Source organism: Methylobacter sp., assembly GCF_023227905.1.
Classification (GTDB): Bacteria; Pseudomonadota; Gammaproteobacteria; order Methylococcales; family Methylomonadaceae; genus Methylobacter_A.
Genome location: NZ_JALOCF010000005.1, coordinates 95224 through 110748, shown reverse-complemented (window position 1 = coordinate 110748; position 15525 = coordinate 95224). Strand labels below are relative to the sequence as shown.

Genomic DNA, 15525 nt, shown 5'->3' with positions numbered 1-15525 from the left:
TATAACCCTATAAATTTTAACGGTATCATGGCTCAAAAAATAACAAAGTGAATAGCCATGAATCTGACCTACCGCCTAATCCGGGATGCCGTAACCGATGGCTATGTTCCAGCCACTGCATTCGCCCGTAACGGAAAAATCGAGTGGCGTATAGTACGCATTGCGTATCTTTCCACTCTGCCCTTGTTCACCCCAGCCGCTTACGCCGCACCGGCCGCCACGGAACTACCCGGCGGCGGTCAAGTCACCGCCGGCTCGGCCAGCATCGACGTCGACGGCAGCCATATGGACGTAAACCAGGCCAGCCAGAACGCCAGCCTCAACTGGCAGACCTTCAACATCGGCCAAAACGCCCAGGTCGATTTTCACCAGCCCAATGCGTCCGCCGTCGCCGTCAATCGTATCGCCGATCCCAACGGCAGCCAGATCATGGGCCGGCTCAACGCCAACGGCCAGATTTACCTGATCAACCCCAACGGCGTACTGTTCGGCCAAGGCTCGCAAGTCAACGTCGGAGGTCTGGTGGCGTCCACCCTGAATATCTCCGATGCCGATGCGGCTTCCGGCAAACGCACCTTCTCCTCCACGGCAAACGGAGGCGAGGGAAAAATTGTCAACCAAGGTACTATTACCGCCGCCGATGGCGGCTACGTCGCCTTGCTGGGCGGGCAAGTGAGCAACCAGGGCATCATTCAGGCCCGGCTCGGCACCGTGGCGCTGGCGGCGGGGGATAAAATCAGCCTGGATTTCGCTGGCGACAAACTGCTCAATGTCGAAGTGGATAAAGGCGCGCTGCAAGCGCTGGCGGAAAACAAGCAATTGATCCAGGCCGACGGCGGCATCGTGCTGATGACGGCCAAGGCCGCCGATGCGCTGCTGTCGACCGCCGTCAACAACGAAGGCGTCATCGAAGCCCGCACCGTAGAGGACCATAACGGCGTCATCAAGCTGCTCGGCGACATGGACAGCGGCACGGTGAACGTCGGCGGCACTCTCGACGCTTCCGCACCGCTTCCCTCTCCCTCAGGCAGAGGGGGTGAAGAGAGCAACGGCGGCTTCATCGAAACTTCCGCCGCCCACGTCAGAATCGCCGACGATGCGAAGATTACCACCAAAGCCGAAAACGGCCAATCCGGCACCTGGCTGATCGACCCGGTGGACTTCACCATTGCCTCCGGCAGCGGGGCATTAACAACATCAGGCATCGGCGCATCCACGCTGTCCACCGCCCTGGGCGGCAGCAACGTCGCCATCGCCACCAACGCCTTGACCGGCGGCAACGGCGACATCTTCGTCAACAGCGCCGTGTCCTGGTCGGCCAACAAACTCACGCTTACTGCCCACCGCAACATCGCGATCAACGCCAACCTCAACGGCTCCGGCACCGCCCAACTGGCGCTGGAGTACGGCCAGGGCGCGCTGGCGGCGGGCAACACCAGCAACTACACCCTGAACAACGGCGCCAAAGTTAGCCTCCCGGCCGGCGCCAACTTCAGCACCAAGCTCGGCAGCGATGGCGCCCCGACGATCTGGACCGTCATCACCGCCCTGGGCGCGGAGAACAGCACCACGGGGACCGACTTGCAAGGCATGTTCGGCACAGTCGCCATCACCCCCGCCAACCTTGCCGGCAACTACGTCCTGGGGGCCGACATCAACGCCGGCCCTACGTCCGGCTGGGCGGGAGGCTTCAATCCGGTGGGTTACTACAGGATTTCGGACGGAAATAGCAAGGTGTTCACCGGCAAGTTCGACGGCCTCGGCCACACCATCAGCAACCTGTCGATCAACCGCACCGATGGCAGCTTCGGCCTGTTCGGCTGGACCCAGAACGCCCTGCTGCAAAACGTCGGGCTGCTGAACGTCGCCATCTCCGGCGGTAGCAACGGGGCCACCGGCGCGCTGGTGGGCAGGGCCGATACCGGCACGGCCATCCGCAACAGCTATGTCGACGGCGGCAGCGTCTACTCATCGACCCAAATCGTCGGCGGACTGGTCGGAGTTACCCTTGGCAGTAGCGCCATCAGCTACAGCTACGCCAACGTCAGCGTCTCGGCAGGACTCGGCGGCGGATCCACTTCTGCCATGGCCGGAGGACTGGTAGGCATCAACAACGGCGCCATCAGCTACAGCTATGCGACGGGCAGCGTCTCCGCTCCTAGCGGTAACGCTGCCGCCAGCTATATCGGCGGCTTGGTAGGAAGGCACCAGAACACTGCCAGCATCAGCAACAGCTACGCCACGGGCCTGGTCACCGGCAACAATACGCTGGGCGGGCTGGTCGGCTTTATCCAGGGCGTCCCCACGGTCACCAGCAGCTACTGGGATGAAACCACCACCGGCCAGAACAGCAGCGCAGGCGGCGGCACGGGGCTGACTACCGCGCAATGGCTCACCAACGGCCCATTCAGTTCCTCCCCCAGCGACGGCGCATGGAGCACGACCGATTGGGGAGCGGGCAACCCCTATCCGGGGATCAAGGCATTGCCCTACATCACTATCACCGCCAGCGCCAGCCAGACCTACGGTTCGGCGGTGACCTTCGGCATCGCCAGCATCCTGGACCAGACGGGCGCGAATGCCAGCGGCCTCGTCAACACAGGCAGTCTGGCTTGGACCGCCTCGACCAGCGCCGCCAGTGCCGCCGGTACCACCAGCGCCGTGCGCGGTGCGGGGGCCACGGGGACGGGCTACCAGATTCTCTACGCGGGCAATCTGACGGTGGCCCAGGCGCCGTTGACCTTGACGGCCAACGGGTTTTCCAAGACTTACGATAGCCTGGCCTACAGCGGCGGCAACGGTGTTACTTACAGCGGTTTCGTCAACGGCGAAACGTCGGCGGTGCTGGGCGGTACGCTGGCTTATGGCGGCAGTTCGCAAAACGCTGTCAACGCCGGCAGCTATGCGATCACACCTTCCGGCCTGACTTCGTCCAATTATGCCATTACCTTCGCGGACGGCAGCCTGACGGTGAATCCGGCGGCGCTGACTGTCACCGCCAACAATGCCGCCAAGATTTACGACGGCTTGGCCTACAGCGGCGGCAACGGCGTCGGTTACTCGGGCTTTGTCAACAGCGAAGGTTCCGATGTGTTGGGTGGCGCGCTGGCTTATGGCGGCAGCGCCCAGGACGCTATCAACGCCGGGACGTACGCCATCACGCCTTCCGGCCTGACTTCATCCAACTATGCCATTACCTTCGCGGACGGCAGCCTGACGGTGAATCCGGCGGCGCTGACCATTACCGCCAACGGCTTCAGCAAAATCTACGACGGCTTGGCCTACAGCGGCGGCAACGGCGTTGGCTACAGCGGCTTGGTCAACGGCGAAGGGGTGGATGTGCTCGGCGGCAGCCTGGGCTACGGCGGCAGCGCCCAAGGCGCAGTCAATACCGGCAGCTATGCCATCACACCTTCCGGCCTGACTTCGTCAAACTATGCCATTACCTTCGCGGACGGAACCTTAACCGTGACTCCGGCTGCACTAACCGTTACGGCCAACGCCGCCCCGACGCTGATCCCCAACAGGCCGCCGGAACAAGTTCTTAATGTGATGGCGCAACTGGAGTCGACGATTCTCTCGCCCCCGATAAGCAGCCAGCCTGTAACGTCCAGTCTGTCCCCTGCCATGACGGTAGCACAAAATCCCAGCGCCGAGGCAGTCGAGGCATCATCGCCTGAATCCGTCACCAACGCAGTGCAAACTAATACCAAGCTGAGCTCTACGACGGCAATCGGGGCGAACGGCCCGACATTTACAATTGTGCATCCCGGCGTGAATCTGCCGGACTATATGCTCAACATGGATGAATAAGATATTTTTTACTTCGTTCCCTCAGTATGAAATTTAATCCCATACCCCATCAATCCATGAAACCGTTATTGGCATCCTTACTCGTCCTTTTCCCGCTGGTTGCTCCGGCTGCGGATTTTGTCGTTCCCGGCGCAGGCTCTATGTTGCAACAGCTTCAGCCGGTCAAGCCGCCGGCCCCTTCGTCCACCGGGCCGGTGCTGGATATTGGACAAAATGGCGGCGGCAAGCTACCGGCCAGTGTGCCTTTTCCGGTCAAATCGATCCAAATCGCCGGCAACGAAAAAATCGATCCCCAGACCCTGCACGCTCTGGTGGCGGATGCGGAAGGCACCAGCATCACTCTGCCCCAGTTAAGCGAATTGGCCGACCGTATCACCGGTTATTATCGCCGCCACGGCTATCCGCTGGCGCGGGCGTTTATCCCGGCGCAAACCATCCAATCCGGCGTGGTGCGCATCGAGGTCATGGAAGCGCGCTATGGCAAGATCCTGCTCGATAACCAAAGCAAGGTCGGCGATTCGCTGCTGAACGATACGCTCGCCCCGCTGCAAGGCGGGCAGACCATCGTCCAGGCGGGGCTGGATCGTGCGCTGTTGCTGCTCTCCGATATTCCGGGCGTGGCGGCCGCCACGACGCTGAGGCCTGGCGCGACGGTCGGGGCCTCCGATCTGGCGGTGGACGCCACCGCCGCCCAGGCGGTCACCGGCAATCTGGTGGTGGACGATTACGGCAACCGCTACACAGGCAGACCCCGGGCCGGCGGCACGGTGAACTGGATTAACCCGCTGCACCACGGCGATGTGCTGAGTCTTAGCGGACTGACTTCCGGCAGCGGCCTGAACTACGGACGGCTGTCTTACGAATCGCTGGTCAACGGCCACGGCACCCGTTTGGGCGCGGCTTATTCGGCGCTGGACTATGAGCTGAGCGGATCGCTTTCGGCGCTGGAGGTGCGCGGCACCGCCCAGGTCGGCAGTGTCTGGGGCAGGCACCCGCTGGTGCGCAGCCGGAATTTCAATCTGTACGGACAAGTCGAGTACGACTGGATGGAGCTGCGCGACCGTGTCGACGTCAGCGACATCAAGATCTACCGGCATCTGGATAACGGCACGATCAGCGTGTCCGGCGATGCGCGGGACACGCTGCTGTCCGGCGGCATCAACACCTGGATTTTGGGCTGGACCGGCGGCCATGTCGGCTTCGACAACCCGGAGGCGCAGTTGTCGGATGCGGCGACCGCAAAAACCCAGGGCCTGTTCTCGAAATGGATCGCGAATCTGTCCCGCCTGCAAAGCCTGACTGCGCAAGACCAATTGTATCTGGCTTTCACCGGCCAGTGGGCGCAAGACAACCTGGATTCGGCCAGGAAGATGATCGTGGGCGGACCTTACACGGTGCGCGGCTATGACATGGGTGCGGTGTCCGGCGACACGGGCTATATAGGAACTGCCGAGCTCCGGCATGCCCTCGGTTCGGGCCGGTTTGGACAATTCCAGGTGGTCGGCTTTATCGATAGCGCGCAGGTGACGGTTAATCAAAATCCATGGTCTGCCGGAACCAACAGGGCCACGCTGAGCGGAGCGGGCGGCGGGCTTAACTGGCTGGGGCCGAAGCTGGGCTGGGTCGGCGCAAGTCAGTTGAGCGCCAGGGCCTTCATCGCCACGCCGGTCGGCCCGGTGCCGGAGCTAGTCGGTAAGACCGACTCGGTGCGGGCATGGCTGGAAATGGGTATGGGCTTTTGAGGCTGGTTGGCGAGCTGTGCGCTTAGGGACTAAAAAACCTGGAAATCAGCTCGTAAAACAATACTGGAGTCCAAAGCTGGCTTTGGACAATAGTGAAACATCCAAAGCCAGCTTTGGACTCCTAATTTTTCCGTTTTTCCAGCTTCAAAAAACTGTAGCTGAATGCAGCATCCGGATCGTCCTGAATATCTTCCCGATCCACCTCGATCCACTGGTCTGCATCGATTTCGGGAAAAAACGTATCGCCGGGGAAATCCTGGTGTATTTGCGTCAAATAGAGCGTATCGGCAACCGGCAGCATCGACTTATAAAAGTCCGAGCCGCCGATAACGAAAATCTCTTCCGCATCGCGGCAACTTTCCAGCGCCTTGTCAATGTCATTAAACACCAGACAGCCCGGTTGGCTGTATGACGGATTCCGGCTGATGATGATATTGGTGCGGCCCGGCAGCGGCCTGCCTATCGATTCGTAAGTTTTTCGGCCCATCAAAATCGGTGCGCCCATAGTGATCTTTTTGAATTTTTTCAGGTCCGCGGATAAATGCCAGGGCATTTGATTATTCAGGCCGATGGCCCGGTTGCTTGCCATTGCGACGATAAGTGATATTTTCATTTTAATGCAGTATTCTTTAAGTAATTAATCCATCCAAACATCATACTATGAAAAACATACTGGTTGTATTTACCGGCGGAACCATTGGTTCTATTGCAACTGGCGGCACTATCAATACCTCCGATACTACATCGTTCAAATTGATCCAGTTGTTTGAACAGCATTACGAAAATCACCGGCAAATCCATTTCGACACCATCCAACCCCTACAGATATTAAGCGAGAACCTTGCGCCGACTGCCTGGAAGACGCTCATAGCCGCCATAGAAGCCGCCCAACCCGATCAATATGACGGCATTATCATCACACACGGCACAGACACGCTGGCTTATACGGCTTGTGCACTGAGCTTCTATTTTAATGCCGCCAAAATTCCTATGCTGCTGGTTTCCAGCGATTATCCGCTGGACCATCCCAAAGCCAACGGGCTTGATAACTTTATCTGTGCTGTCGAATTTATCCTGCAAAAAAACCAGCCGGGCGTTTTTGTGCCTTACCGAAATCAACAGCAAGCAACCCAACTGCATCAAGGCACGCGGTTGGCCTGTTCTTTACAGTTAAGCGGCGACTTTTTTAGTGTTCAGGGCAAGAGCTACCTGCAATTTGCAAACCGGCAGTTCTCGCTAGTGAATCCGCCAGCACAACAAATGCCAACCCAAAATACCTTGTTAAAAGCTGATTTTTCCGAACGCCTCTTAATGGTTAAGCCTTATCCAGGTTTGGATTACAGCCGGTTTAACCTGGACGGTGTCGATGCCGTTCTGCATGATTTATATCACTCCGGCACTGCATGCGCATCAGCGCAGTGGGGCGAAAACTATTCGTTGCTTGAATTTATAAGGCGTTGCGAGAAACAAGGCGTTACCGTTTATCTGGCTCCGGCGATTAAATCGGCCGATGCCTACCAAAGCACCCAAGCCCTAATCGAGCAAGGCGCAAAAATAATCTGGAACATGTCGATTGAAGCCGCCTATGTAAAGCTGCTGCTGGCTTATGGGAACTTTGACGATCAACAGGAAATAATGGATTTTATTGTCAGGGATTTAGCCGGGGAACACCTTTAACGGCACTTGATGCTGGAAAGGTCTCCGTCAAAAACAATATCAACTCCGGATTCCGATTTCTGAAATCGCCTGTGGACGCAGCAAGCGGCTTGCAGTGGCCTTGTCGTTTATCGAAACGGTGGGGCTGATCCCTTTATCGTTTCTCTTTCCACAAAAGCGGCTATGCGGTTTCGCCTTGGGCGCGGACACCGAACTGGGCGGCCATGCGGTGCTTGGTGCGGCCTAGCGGTGCGCATAGGATCGAAAGCGCAAACAGAACCAAAGACGGGAGTGCAGGCTTTGCCTGCTAGGCAAGCAAAGTCCGCACTCCGCGCTGTATTAACTTGTCTGTTAGCGTGGCGAACAAACCGTGATTTATTATGGCCCGCTCCTACAAAATGCGATTGTTACAACTTAAACGCATCGCTATCGATATAAATATCGACAGGATTTTCCGGGACAATCGTCGCAACCGGCAAATCCGCTCCTGCGCGCCATTGCTTGACGATTTCCTGCTTATTGGCGCCGGTGATCAGGAAGATGACTTCCCGCGAGTTGCTCAACGCCTTGGCGCTGATCGAAACGCGCTCCGATGGCGGCTTTGGCGAATTATAAACAGGATGGGTCAGTTCGTTTTCCGGGTGCTGATGGCCGGGAAACAGGCTGGCGGTATGGCCGTCTTCGCCCACGCCTAGCAATACCATGTCGAAAGTTCCGGCTTTGGCGACGGCGACTTTATAGCGATCGGCTGCCAATTCCGGTCCTATTTCCGCGGGAATAGTAAATATATGAGATTCCGGAATAGCCACCTTATCCAGCAAAGCCCGGCTTGCCAACACACTGTTACGATCCGGATGATCGGCAGGCAGGCAACGCTCGTCGCCGTAATAAATAGTCCAGTTAGCCCAATCCGCACCGGATGCGGCGAGCAGTTGATAGACTTTTTCCGGGGTGGTGCCTCCGGCTAAAACCAGCTTGAATTTGCCTCGGTTTGAAATAGCCGATTTTGCGGCGTTTAAAATTTGCTGGCAGGCGGCCTCTGCGACCTGTTCTGCGGTATCCAGATAATGCCAGCGACTGTTATTTTGCATTTATTTACACTCCGGTATTAATGAGCTGCGCCAGGATTGGCTTTCTTTGTCGAATAAGCGGCGGCTGTCTTCCGGTCCCCACGAACCGGCGGGATAGGTGACGATGTAGTCACGCTCAATTGCCCAAGTTTGCAGGATCGGGTCGACAATGCGCCACGCATATTCTACTTCATCAAAGCGCAGAAATAACGACCGGTCGCCTTTTAGTACGTCCAGCAGCAAGTCTTCATAGGCATCGATGGGTTTTTCATTATCCAGGCGGAAACTGGCGTCCAGGCTGGTGGAACGGGTACGCATCTCCAGGCCGGGCTCTTTGACGGTCATCTCAATGCGGATAAACTCTTCCGGCTGTATCCCCAGCAGCACCCAGTTGGGGTTCATGCATTGCACTTCGGTGCCGCGGAAAAACTGTAACGGCGGATGGCGAAAACAGATCGAAATAACCGATTGGCCCTTAGACATGCGTTTGCCGGTGCGCAGGTAAAAAGGCACGCCGCGCCAGCGCCAGTTATCGATATACAGTTTCATTGCGGCATAGGTTTCGGTGATGCTGTTCGCCGGTACGTCCTCTTCCTGTACATAGCCGTTGACCTGTTCGCCGCCGACGCGGCCGTTGGCATATTGCGCGCGAAAGGCATGGCCGTGTACCGCCTCTCTGGGAATAGGGCGGATGGACTTTAGCACTTTGACTTTTTCATCGCGCAGCGACTCGGCTTCCATCGAAACCGGCGGCTCCATGGCGACCAGTGTCAGCAATTGCAACAGATGGCTTTGCAGCATATCGCGCATGGCTCCGGCCTTGTCATAGTAAGCAGCGCGGCTGCCAATGCCGATATCTTCGGAATGGGTGATCTGGACATGGTCGATATAATTGCGGTTCCACAACGGTTCCAGCATCACATTGGCAAAGCGGAACACCAGCACATTGCGCACCATGCCTTTGCCCAGATAATGGTCGATGCGGTAAATCTGCTCTTCGGACAAATAGCGGTTGATGCGCGTTTGCAGGGCCTGGGCGCTGTCTAAATCATAACCGAAAGGTTTTTCGATAATCACCCGCCGCCAGCCGTATTCTTCATTAAACAGGTTGGCATTGCTGAGCATTTCCATGACTGTGCCGAAGTCCGAGGGACTGATAGAAAGATAGAAAGCGATGTTTTTAGGGAAATCGTCTTTTTGGCTAATCGTATCGGCCAGTTCGGTATAGCACTGAGGCTGTGTGATATCGCCTTGATGGTAATACAGTCGGGCGCTGAAACGCTGAAAGACAGTTTCATCGAACTCGCCCGGCGCTTTGTCTTCAATCATCTGCCTGGCTTCCGCCAGCCATGTTTGCTGATCCCATGGCCGTCGGCCTATTGCCAGAATGCGGGTATCCTTGGGCAAGCGGTTTGCCGCATCAAGACGATACAGGGCCGGCATTAATTTAGTCCGGGACAAATTGCCGGTGGCGCCAAAAATAGTGTATGTGCAGGGTTCGGCTTTCATCGGTTGTACCTCGCAGTTAGTAGGGGAGATCAAACCATTGCTGGTAATATTTGAAGAGAGTACCGGGAGTTTGGAAGCCGGCGCAAGCAATTATATTGTCCAGTCTTCAAGCTCTAATTCAGCATTAAGAGAAATAATGTCTTTATAAATTTTGTCCGCGCTGACTAAAACGGTTTTATGATTTAACGCGCTGGCGGCAATCATTAAATCGATAGTATGTCTTTTCAGATTTTCCGGGTTTATTTTTCGTAGCTCTTTAAACAGCTTTTTTAAATCGCCGAAAATTTCAGCCGCCGTTGGCTAGAGAGGCAAAACGATGAGGTCTTGTTGAATTTGTTGAATAGTGGCTTTTATTTCGGCTTTTTTATGCGCCGGTGAATTCGCAAACGCATATTCGAACTCATAAAGCGTTAATACGGAAATAAAAATATCGTCGCTTTCTTCCAGTGCCAGTAACTTTTTAATAACGCTGTTATGGTTACCGGACGAGGGATTATAAATATCGGAAACCGTATTGGAGTCGAGTAGATATTTCATTCCGGCTTGTCTTTAAAAGTAAAAGATTCCCTGAACTCTTGCCTGTCCCGATTAAAAGTATCGGTATGATCTTCCAAATCGAACGCCTTTGATTCAATGCGTTGCACCATTTTCTCCCATCTGGAAGCGCTCTTTTGCGATTGCTGCGCTTCTTGTTTTAAGCGCTCTTCAAGCTCCTTGATGCGCTGTTGAACAAGGGCTTTGGGTAAAGTATCGGGAACGTTGATTAGCATTTGCATGATATTTTAACCGTTGGTCAGGGGTTATCGGTTAGGGTTGAATTCGCTGCCGCGTAATTCTTGCCGTTAATCCGGCTTGGTTTCCAGGCTGGCGCTTGGCGATAGCGAAAACAACAGACTCAGAATAACATATTCCATTAACGCTGCTGATTGACAATAATACCCAGTGTATATACAGTCTGTGCATACAATAAAATCAGGAGATAATCATGACTTACGCTCGTGTATTTCAATCCGGCAACAGCCAAGCCATTAGATTGCCCAAGGAATTCCGTTTGGAAGTCGATCGGGTAGAAATTTTCCGCCGCGGGGATGAAATCGTGCTGCGCGAGCATCCTGCGAACGCAGCCGCGATCTTTGACGCATTGGCTGGCCTGCCGGACGATTTTATGGCGGACGGCCGTGAAGACACCCCACCTCAAGAAAGGGAAGCGCTTTGATGGGAGCGCGCTATCTGCTGGACACCAATATCTGCATCTATATCGCCAAGCATAACCCGCCGGCCGTACGTGAACGCTTCGCCCGGCACGTGGCCTCCGAGCTGGCTATGTCCGTCATTACGCTGGGCGAGCTTCGTTTCGGCGCAGAAAAAAGCCAGTCCCGCGAACGTGCATTGGCTTCTATCAATCAACTTGAAGCGGTGATCCAGGTTGCTCCGCTCCCCGAGGCCGCCGGAGAACACTATGGTCAAATCCGCGCAGCTTTGCAAAGTAACGGGCAGATAATCGGCAACAACGACCTTTGGCTAGCAGCCCATGCCCGTTCGGAAGGCTGGATATTCGTCACTAACAATGAGCGGGAATTTGTTCGGGTTGAAGGTTTGCAGGTTGAAAATTGGGTTGAAGCAGAAAGGTCGTAGTTTTTTAATGTATCGTGATAAGAGACAACGCGGCAGGATGCTTTGTTGATAATTATCATTCGGCGCAATACGCGATAAAGCTGCTATTGCCCCCTACGGGCTACCGATAAAAAATCAGTGGCCCCCAGTAATTTGAATGCTCATAATCATATCCTTATAACCATTAAGATTGATTTTATGAATTGGGAAAAATGGCATGATTAGATAAATCCCGTAGAGCAAGCGTTGCTCACTCTATGGAGTGGCTGTAGGTGTGTTTATATTCGCGAATACCGATAGTTCCCTTTGATAGTAGATGCTAAATATCCACCGACTGAGCCTGCGTCTCTAAGGCCGTTATACACATTTTCAGGCACATCGAAGTATTGATAAGTTGCCCCATTCTTAAATTCAATCTCCAAAGTTGAACTGTCTTCGTAATAGCGAATTGACTCAACATTGCTTGATGTTACATTTATTTTTTCCATGTTTATTCCCCTGATTTGATTTTGTCGATTTTTGGGTTTTGGGCTCTCCATGTTTCAACCAATTCCTGATAATTAGGATTGTTCTCCATTTTAATACCCCAGCCTCCGGGATTTTGTGAATCAACCAAGGATACCTCATCATAAATAACGGGATCTTGGCTATCTGGTCTTCTATTTTTTGGCGGTGCTTCAATGGATGTTCTCATTGGTAATTTGACCGCTTCGCCCAAAATTATTGCTTCGCCTGTTCGCAATATGGGCAACATACTCGTTAAACCATCCAGATTATCTGATAAAGCAGATGTAATATGACTTCTATCTGAGGCGTTCGTTAACCTGAGCGCGAAGAACGTACCGCATTGCGAAAGAATTGTAGGATTAATTTCAGAGGGTCTTTGGCTCACAATCATTGCACCTATACCGTACTTTCGACCTTCTTTAACAATGCGCTGGACTACCTTTGATGCCATTCCTTTGAAGTCATCATTTAGATAAATATGTGCTTCTTCCATGACTAATAGCAGCGGTCTATGCCTTCCACCTTGAGATAAATTTCTAGCCCAGAACAATGCTTCATAAAGTATTCTAAGAAGAGCGCCTATCGTTGTTTGTAAAATATCGGCAGGCACTCCAGATAAGTCTAATATCGAGACGGGCCTGTTGCTTCCTATCCAATTTATTAGCAGGCAATCCAGATCCTTAGCGACTTTCCCATCATATTCAGGCATCCAACCATTAGGCTTAAAAATAAAATCATATCTAGGCATTCTTAGCTTGGTTCCCAACAATAGAATTTGCTTCCCCAAATTTAAAGAACCTGGCAAATAGTTAATTTTTTCTTCACCAGCGTCAGTTACAATATTTTTGAAAATTGGTGGTATACCTTCCATAGGGTTACCCCTTAATTCATTTCCGTTGATATCAGTGTCATAAGCTAAATTATCGATTGGTTTTCCTGTTCTCCCTTTACTGTTGTAGTACGTTCCAAAGGTCTCAATAAATAGTTCATACCACAAATGATGAATACTGAACGGTATCGGAGAATCGACACTGAGCGCATCGGCAGATGCGCCTTTTCTTGGGTATTTTGCTAGAGATTCAGCCTTATATTTCTGAACTCTTTCCATAACTATATTTTTATCTTTTTCATTGTTAAATTCGCCAAAGCTAATCTCGCATAGCTCATCGAAATTTAATGCCCAAAATGGTATATGCAGCTCTTGCTCTCTTAGCTTTAAAGATGAATCACCGTTTATTTTGTAAATATGCGCTTTTTCTTTTAACGCATGCCCGTATTCGCCATGTAGGTCTAGCATAATTATTCTGGAAGAAGGATAATTTTCACTATCAGACAATGCGTTAATAATGCTTGCTACAGTCGTTGACTTTCCGGAGCCTGTTGTTCCAATGACTGCTGAATGCCGGGTAACCAACTTATTTATATCGATTAACGCAGGAATAGAGTCGGCATTTGAGATATGGCCTAGTTTTACAAAATACGGTCTATTCGGTTGTCCATAAATATTTTTGAGTTCTTTTTCTGATACTAAGTGAACGCCATCACCGATAGTTGGATATTGAGAAAGTCCTCTTTGAAAAACTCCGTTTCTTTGACCTTCTCCTATAAGCTGAATTTTCATCCATCTATTTCCATGGCTCTGATTTTCGGCACGATTTTCAGGGATGGCACTTGCGCCTACTTGACTGATAATGCCGAACAGATCATTAAAGCCGATAGGTATACGAACAAAACTACCTATCTGGCTCACCCTATACCCTTGTCCGTCAATGTACACAAATCCTGTTAACGATTCCTTCGACAAAAAGATACTGACGGTGGTTCCATTAACGTCTTGCACATCCCCCAAATAGGTTTCTTTGTTAGACATTTCTATCTTCCTTAGATGTACCTATTATTTTTTTCAGAAAGTCTGTAAATACAGAAAAATCACCAAGCTTAATTAGGGTTTCAATATCAGTGGATTCCTCAGTTTTTTTGTTGCGGCAAACAAATTTTAAAAGGTCTAAATCAACATCGTCTTTCACATTATGCCAAGTACCTAAATTTGTTCCGATTATGGCTTTATCAAATGTCCATATATTTAGATTATGCTGCTTTTTTGCCAGGCGATATGCGTGTTCGTATCTTTCGATTTGATCACCAGTACCAGATGTCTTTTCGTATCGGTCAAACATTAGGCCAAGTACCATTGCCGTTGGGTTTGCGATTAGTGCGTTAATAATCGTATCGTTCAAATGTCCGTCATTAAACGAATAGCCAGACAGAATTAAGAAGGATGATTTTCTTCGAATAAACCGGTTCAATTGATCGATTAATGCCAGATAAGGCATTTTTCGGCTTTCTTCATATTTTAAATGGGATGGATAAATTAAATGCGAGGCGTCTTGTTTTATTTCCGATGATCGATATACCTTCTTCTCATCTTCTATTTTTTCCTGATACCAATTAATTGATCCATGTATTTTCCATAGTCTCGACCAGTGCGTGGGTATCAAGTTATCTTCTACTGCTCTAAGGTCAAAGAAAGATCTTCTTGAACCCACAAAACCATCAAAGTATGGAACCCCCAAATCTTCCAAAGCTTGCTCCATCAATAAATCATAATTTGTTGTAAATAGTTCTACTGCGACTTTTCGGTCTATTGACCTTATCCAGCTGCAAAGGCGATGGTACGGTGTTTCTTGGTCTGGCAAATATACGTTAAGTTTTTTCACAATCTCCGCACAAATAGCCTGCTCTAAGTCCGATAAGTCTTTTTCGCACAACCCTCTTACATCGGCCCCCTTAGAAACCAGTAATAAGCTCCGAAGAAAGCTTAAAATATCTTCGATATTGTTGACGTTTTTTTCTGCTTTTTCTAATTCCGTTAGCAGTACCGTATATTTTTCATTATCTTTCAATTGTTCGTTAATAAAGATAGAAAGAGTGGCAACGTCAGGTATTAGCGGCCATGTGTCTTCTTCCGGCATAACTACGGATAAAGGACATCCTGCTGAGATGAAGAAACCTATTGATTCGTTGTCTTGCGATAGTGATTGTCTAAGATATTTTAAATGTCGAATGGGGTCATGCATGATAATTATCCATTTGAGGAAACTCGAGGCGATCAAATATGGAGACATGATAAATCTTCGCCTGACTTGTTAATGGTTCCGATTTATCTGTGTTAGATGCAGTTATTGTTTGATAAGGTTAGGCATTTTTCGCGAGACTGCATAACAACGGTTATTAACGTATATTGCAAAATTGTGTTTATAAAGTCCCGGCAATTTCCTGATACCAGAGTTACGAGCAACGGTCCGAAATGACTTATTTTGCCGATAGCCTTAAAGGCATTACGGATTCTAGCTCAATTGACCTAAATTACCTAACGCGGGAGTAAGGTGTGCTGCTTGTAGGCATGAAGCGCATGATGTTATTGGTGTCAGCAAGTAGCCTGAATGTAGTACTGTAGGTTGGGCTGACGCGAGGAAGCCCAACATTTGCCGTTCGATGTATTGGGCAGCGTACCTCAGCTCAATCTGCGAGAGTAGGTCCGATTACACTAACCGGACCTATGCGGGCTACATCTAGCCTTACGGATCAACTGCAACTTGTGCGCAGGATGAGTG

The 15525-nt window shown here is 51.5% G+C and carries 14 protein-coding genes; 6 read left to right on the top strand and 8 right to left on the bottom strand.

What is annotated here, in order from left to right:
• The first annotated feature begins 57 nt into the window (after window positions 1–57).
• Both M0R47_RS03555 and M0R47_RS03550 read left to right on the top strand, forming a co-directional pair.
• Window positions 58–3813, top strand: coding sequence for an MBG domain-containing protein (locus tag M0R47_RS03555; RefSeq protein WP_292550400.1), 3756 nt, complete (start codon window positions 58–60; stop codon window positions 3811–3813).
• Window positions 3814–3839: 26 nt separating this feature from the next.
• Window positions 3840–5555 (top strand): ShlB/FhaC/HecB family hemolysin secretion/activation protein, encoded by a 1716-nt coding sequence (locus M0R47_RS03550; RefSeq protein ID WP_292550397.1) that lies wholly within the window; start codon window positions 3840–3842, stop codon window positions 5553–5555.
• 121 nt (window positions 5556–5676) lie between these two features.
• Here M0R47_RS03550 and folA read toward each other — a convergent pair whose 3' ends face one another.
• Window positions 5677–6168: a type 3 dihydrofolate reductase gene (gene folA, locus M0R47_RS03545; protein WP_292550395.1), complete on the bottom strand. Its 492-nt coding sequence runs from the start codon at window positions 6166–6168 to the stop codon at window positions 5677–5679.
• Between the two features lie 47 nt (window positions 6169–6215).
• Here folA and M0R47_RS03540 point away from each other — a divergent pair, with 47 nt between their 5' ends.
• Both M0R47_RS03540 and M0R47_RS03535 read left to right on the top strand, forming a co-directional pair.
• Complete coding sequence (locus M0R47_RS03540; protein WP_292550393.1) at window positions 6216–7232, top strand: asparaginase domain-containing protein; 1017 nt, start codon at window positions 6216–6218, stop codon at window positions 7230–7232.
• Window positions 7233–7326: 94 nt separating this feature from the next.
• The gene (locus M0R47_RS03535; protein WP_292550391.1) at window positions 7327–7458 is read left to right on the top strand and encodes a hypothetical protein; all 132 of its coding nucleotides are present in this window, start codon (window positions 7327–7329) and stop codon (window positions 7456–7458) included.
• 160 nt (window positions 7459–7618) lie between these two features.
• Here M0R47_RS03535 and pgl read toward each other — a convergent pair whose 3' ends face one another.
• The 4 genes from pgl to M0R47_RS03515 form a co-directional block, all read right to left on the bottom strand.
• The gene (gene pgl / locus M0R47_RS03530; RefSeq protein ID WP_292550388.1) at window positions 7619–8302 is read right to left on the bottom strand and encodes a 6-phosphogluconolactonase; all 684 of its coding nucleotides are present in this window, start codon (window positions 8300–8302) and stop codon (window positions 7619–7621) included.
• Window positions 8303–9790, bottom strand: a complete 1488-nt coding sequence (gene zwf / locus M0R47_RS03525; RefSeq protein ID WP_292550385.1) for a glucose-6-phosphate dehydrogenase — start codon at window positions 9788–9790, stop codon at window positions 8303–8305.
• Between the two features lie 300 nt (window positions 9791–10090).
• Window positions 10091–10327, bottom strand: a complete 237-nt coding sequence (locus M0R47_RS03520) for a PIN domain-containing protein (RefSeq protein ID WP_292550384.1) — start codon at window positions 10325–10327, stop codon at window positions 10091–10093.
• The gene (locus M0R47_RS03515) at window positions 10324–10566 is read right to left on the bottom strand and encodes a hypothetical protein (RefSeq protein ID WP_292550381.1); all 243 of its coding nucleotides are present in this window, start codon (window positions 10564–10566) and stop codon (window positions 10324–10326) included. The genes M0R47_RS03520 and M0R47_RS03515 overlap by 4 nt, the downstream gene beginning before the upstream one ends.
• A gap of 209 nt (window positions 10567–10775) precedes the next feature.
• Here M0R47_RS03515 and vapB point away from each other — a divergent pair, with 209 nt between their 5' ends.
• A complete protein-coding gene (gene vapB, locus M0R47_RS03510; protein WP_292550379.1) occupies window positions 10776–11006 on the top strand; it encodes a type II toxin-antitoxin system VapB family antitoxin in 231 nt (76 codons plus the stop codon).
• A complete protein-coding gene (locus tag M0R47_RS03505) occupies window positions 11006–11425 on the top strand; it encodes a type II toxin-antitoxin system VapC family toxin (protein WP_292550376.1) in 420 nt (139 codons plus the stop codon). Before vapB ends, M0R47_RS03505 begins: the two co-directional genes overlap by 1 nt.
• Before the next feature lie 257 nt (window positions 11426–11682).
• Here the strand turns inward: M0R47_RS03505 and M0R47_RS03500 are convergent, their stop codons facing one another.
• Genes M0R47_RS03500 through M0R47_RS03490 form a run of 3 tightly spaced genes read right to left on the bottom strand, consistent with a single transcriptional unit; the run spans window position 11683 to window position 14988 of the window.
• A complete protein-coding gene (locus tag M0R47_RS03500) occupies window positions 11683–11892 on the bottom strand; it encodes a KTSC domain-containing protein (RefSeq protein ID WP_292550374.1) in 210 nt (69 codons plus the stop codon).
• A 2-nt stretch (window positions 11893–11894) separates the two neighbouring features.
• Complete coding sequence (locus M0R47_RS03495; protein ID WP_292550371.1) at window positions 11895–13781, bottom strand: ATP-binding protein; 1887 nt, start codon at window positions 13779–13781, stop codon at window positions 11895–11897.
• Window positions 13774–14988, bottom strand: a complete 1215-nt coding sequence (locus tag M0R47_RS03490; protein ID WP_292550369.1) for an SIR2 family protein — start codon at window positions 14986–14988, stop codon at window positions 13774–13776. Before M0R47_RS03490 ends, M0R47_RS03495 begins: the two co-directional genes overlap by 8 nt.
• Between the last annotated feature and the right edge of the window lie 537 nt (window positions 14989–15525).

Excerpts from the sequence above, each read along its gene's own strand:
- pgl (WP_292550388.1), bottom strand. The coding sequence starts at position 8,302 with ATGCAAAATAACAGTCGCTGGCATTATCTGGATACCGCAGAACAGGTC.
- zwf (WP_292550385.1), bottom strand. The coding sequence starts at position 9,790 with ATGAAAGCCGAACCCTGCACATACACTATTTTTGGCGCCACCGGCAAT.
- M0R47_RS03495 (WP_292550371.1), bottom strand. The coding sequence starts at position 13,781 with ATGTCTAACAAAGAAACCTATTTGGGGGATGTGCAAGACGTTAATGGA.
- M0R47_RS03500 (WP_292550374.1), bottom strand. The coding sequence starts at position 11,892 with ATGGAAAAAATAAATGTAACATCAAGCAATGTTGAGTCAATTCGCTAT.
- M0R47_RS03550 (WP_292550397.1), top strand. The coding sequence starts at position 3,840 with ATGAAATTTAATCCCATACCCCATCAATCCATGAAACCGTTATTGGCA.
- M0R47_RS03520 (WP_292550384.1), bottom strand. The coding sequence starts at position 10,327 with ATGAAATATCTACTCGACTCCAATACGGTTTCCGATATTTATAATCCC.
- M0R47_RS03515 (WP_292550381.1), bottom strand. The coding sequence starts at position 10,566 with ATGCAAATGCTAATCAACGTTCCCGATACTTTACCCAAAGCCCTTGTT.
- M0R47_RS03555 (WP_292550400.1), top strand. The coding sequence starts at position 58 with ATGAATCTGACCTACCGCCTAATCCGGGATGCCGTAACCGATGGCTAT.
- M0R47_RS03505 (WP_292550376.1), top strand. The coding sequence starts at position 11,006 with ATGGGAGCGCGCTATCTGCTGGACACCAATATCTGCATCTATATCGCC.
- M0R47_RS03540 (WP_292550393.1), top strand. The coding sequence starts at position 6,216 with ATGAAAAACATACTGGTTGTATTTACCGGCGGAACCATTGGTTCTATT.
- vapB (WP_292550379.1), top strand. The coding sequence starts at position 10,776 with ATGACTTACGCTCGTGTATTTCAATCCGGCAACAGCCAAGCCATTAGA.
- M0R47_RS03490 (WP_292550369.1), bottom strand. The coding sequence starts at position 14,988 with ATGCATGACCCCATTCGACATTTAAAATATCTTAGACAATCACTATCG.
- folA (WP_292550395.1), bottom strand. The coding sequence starts at position 6,168 with ATGAAAATATCACTTATCGTCGCAATGGCAAGCAACCGGGCCATCGGC.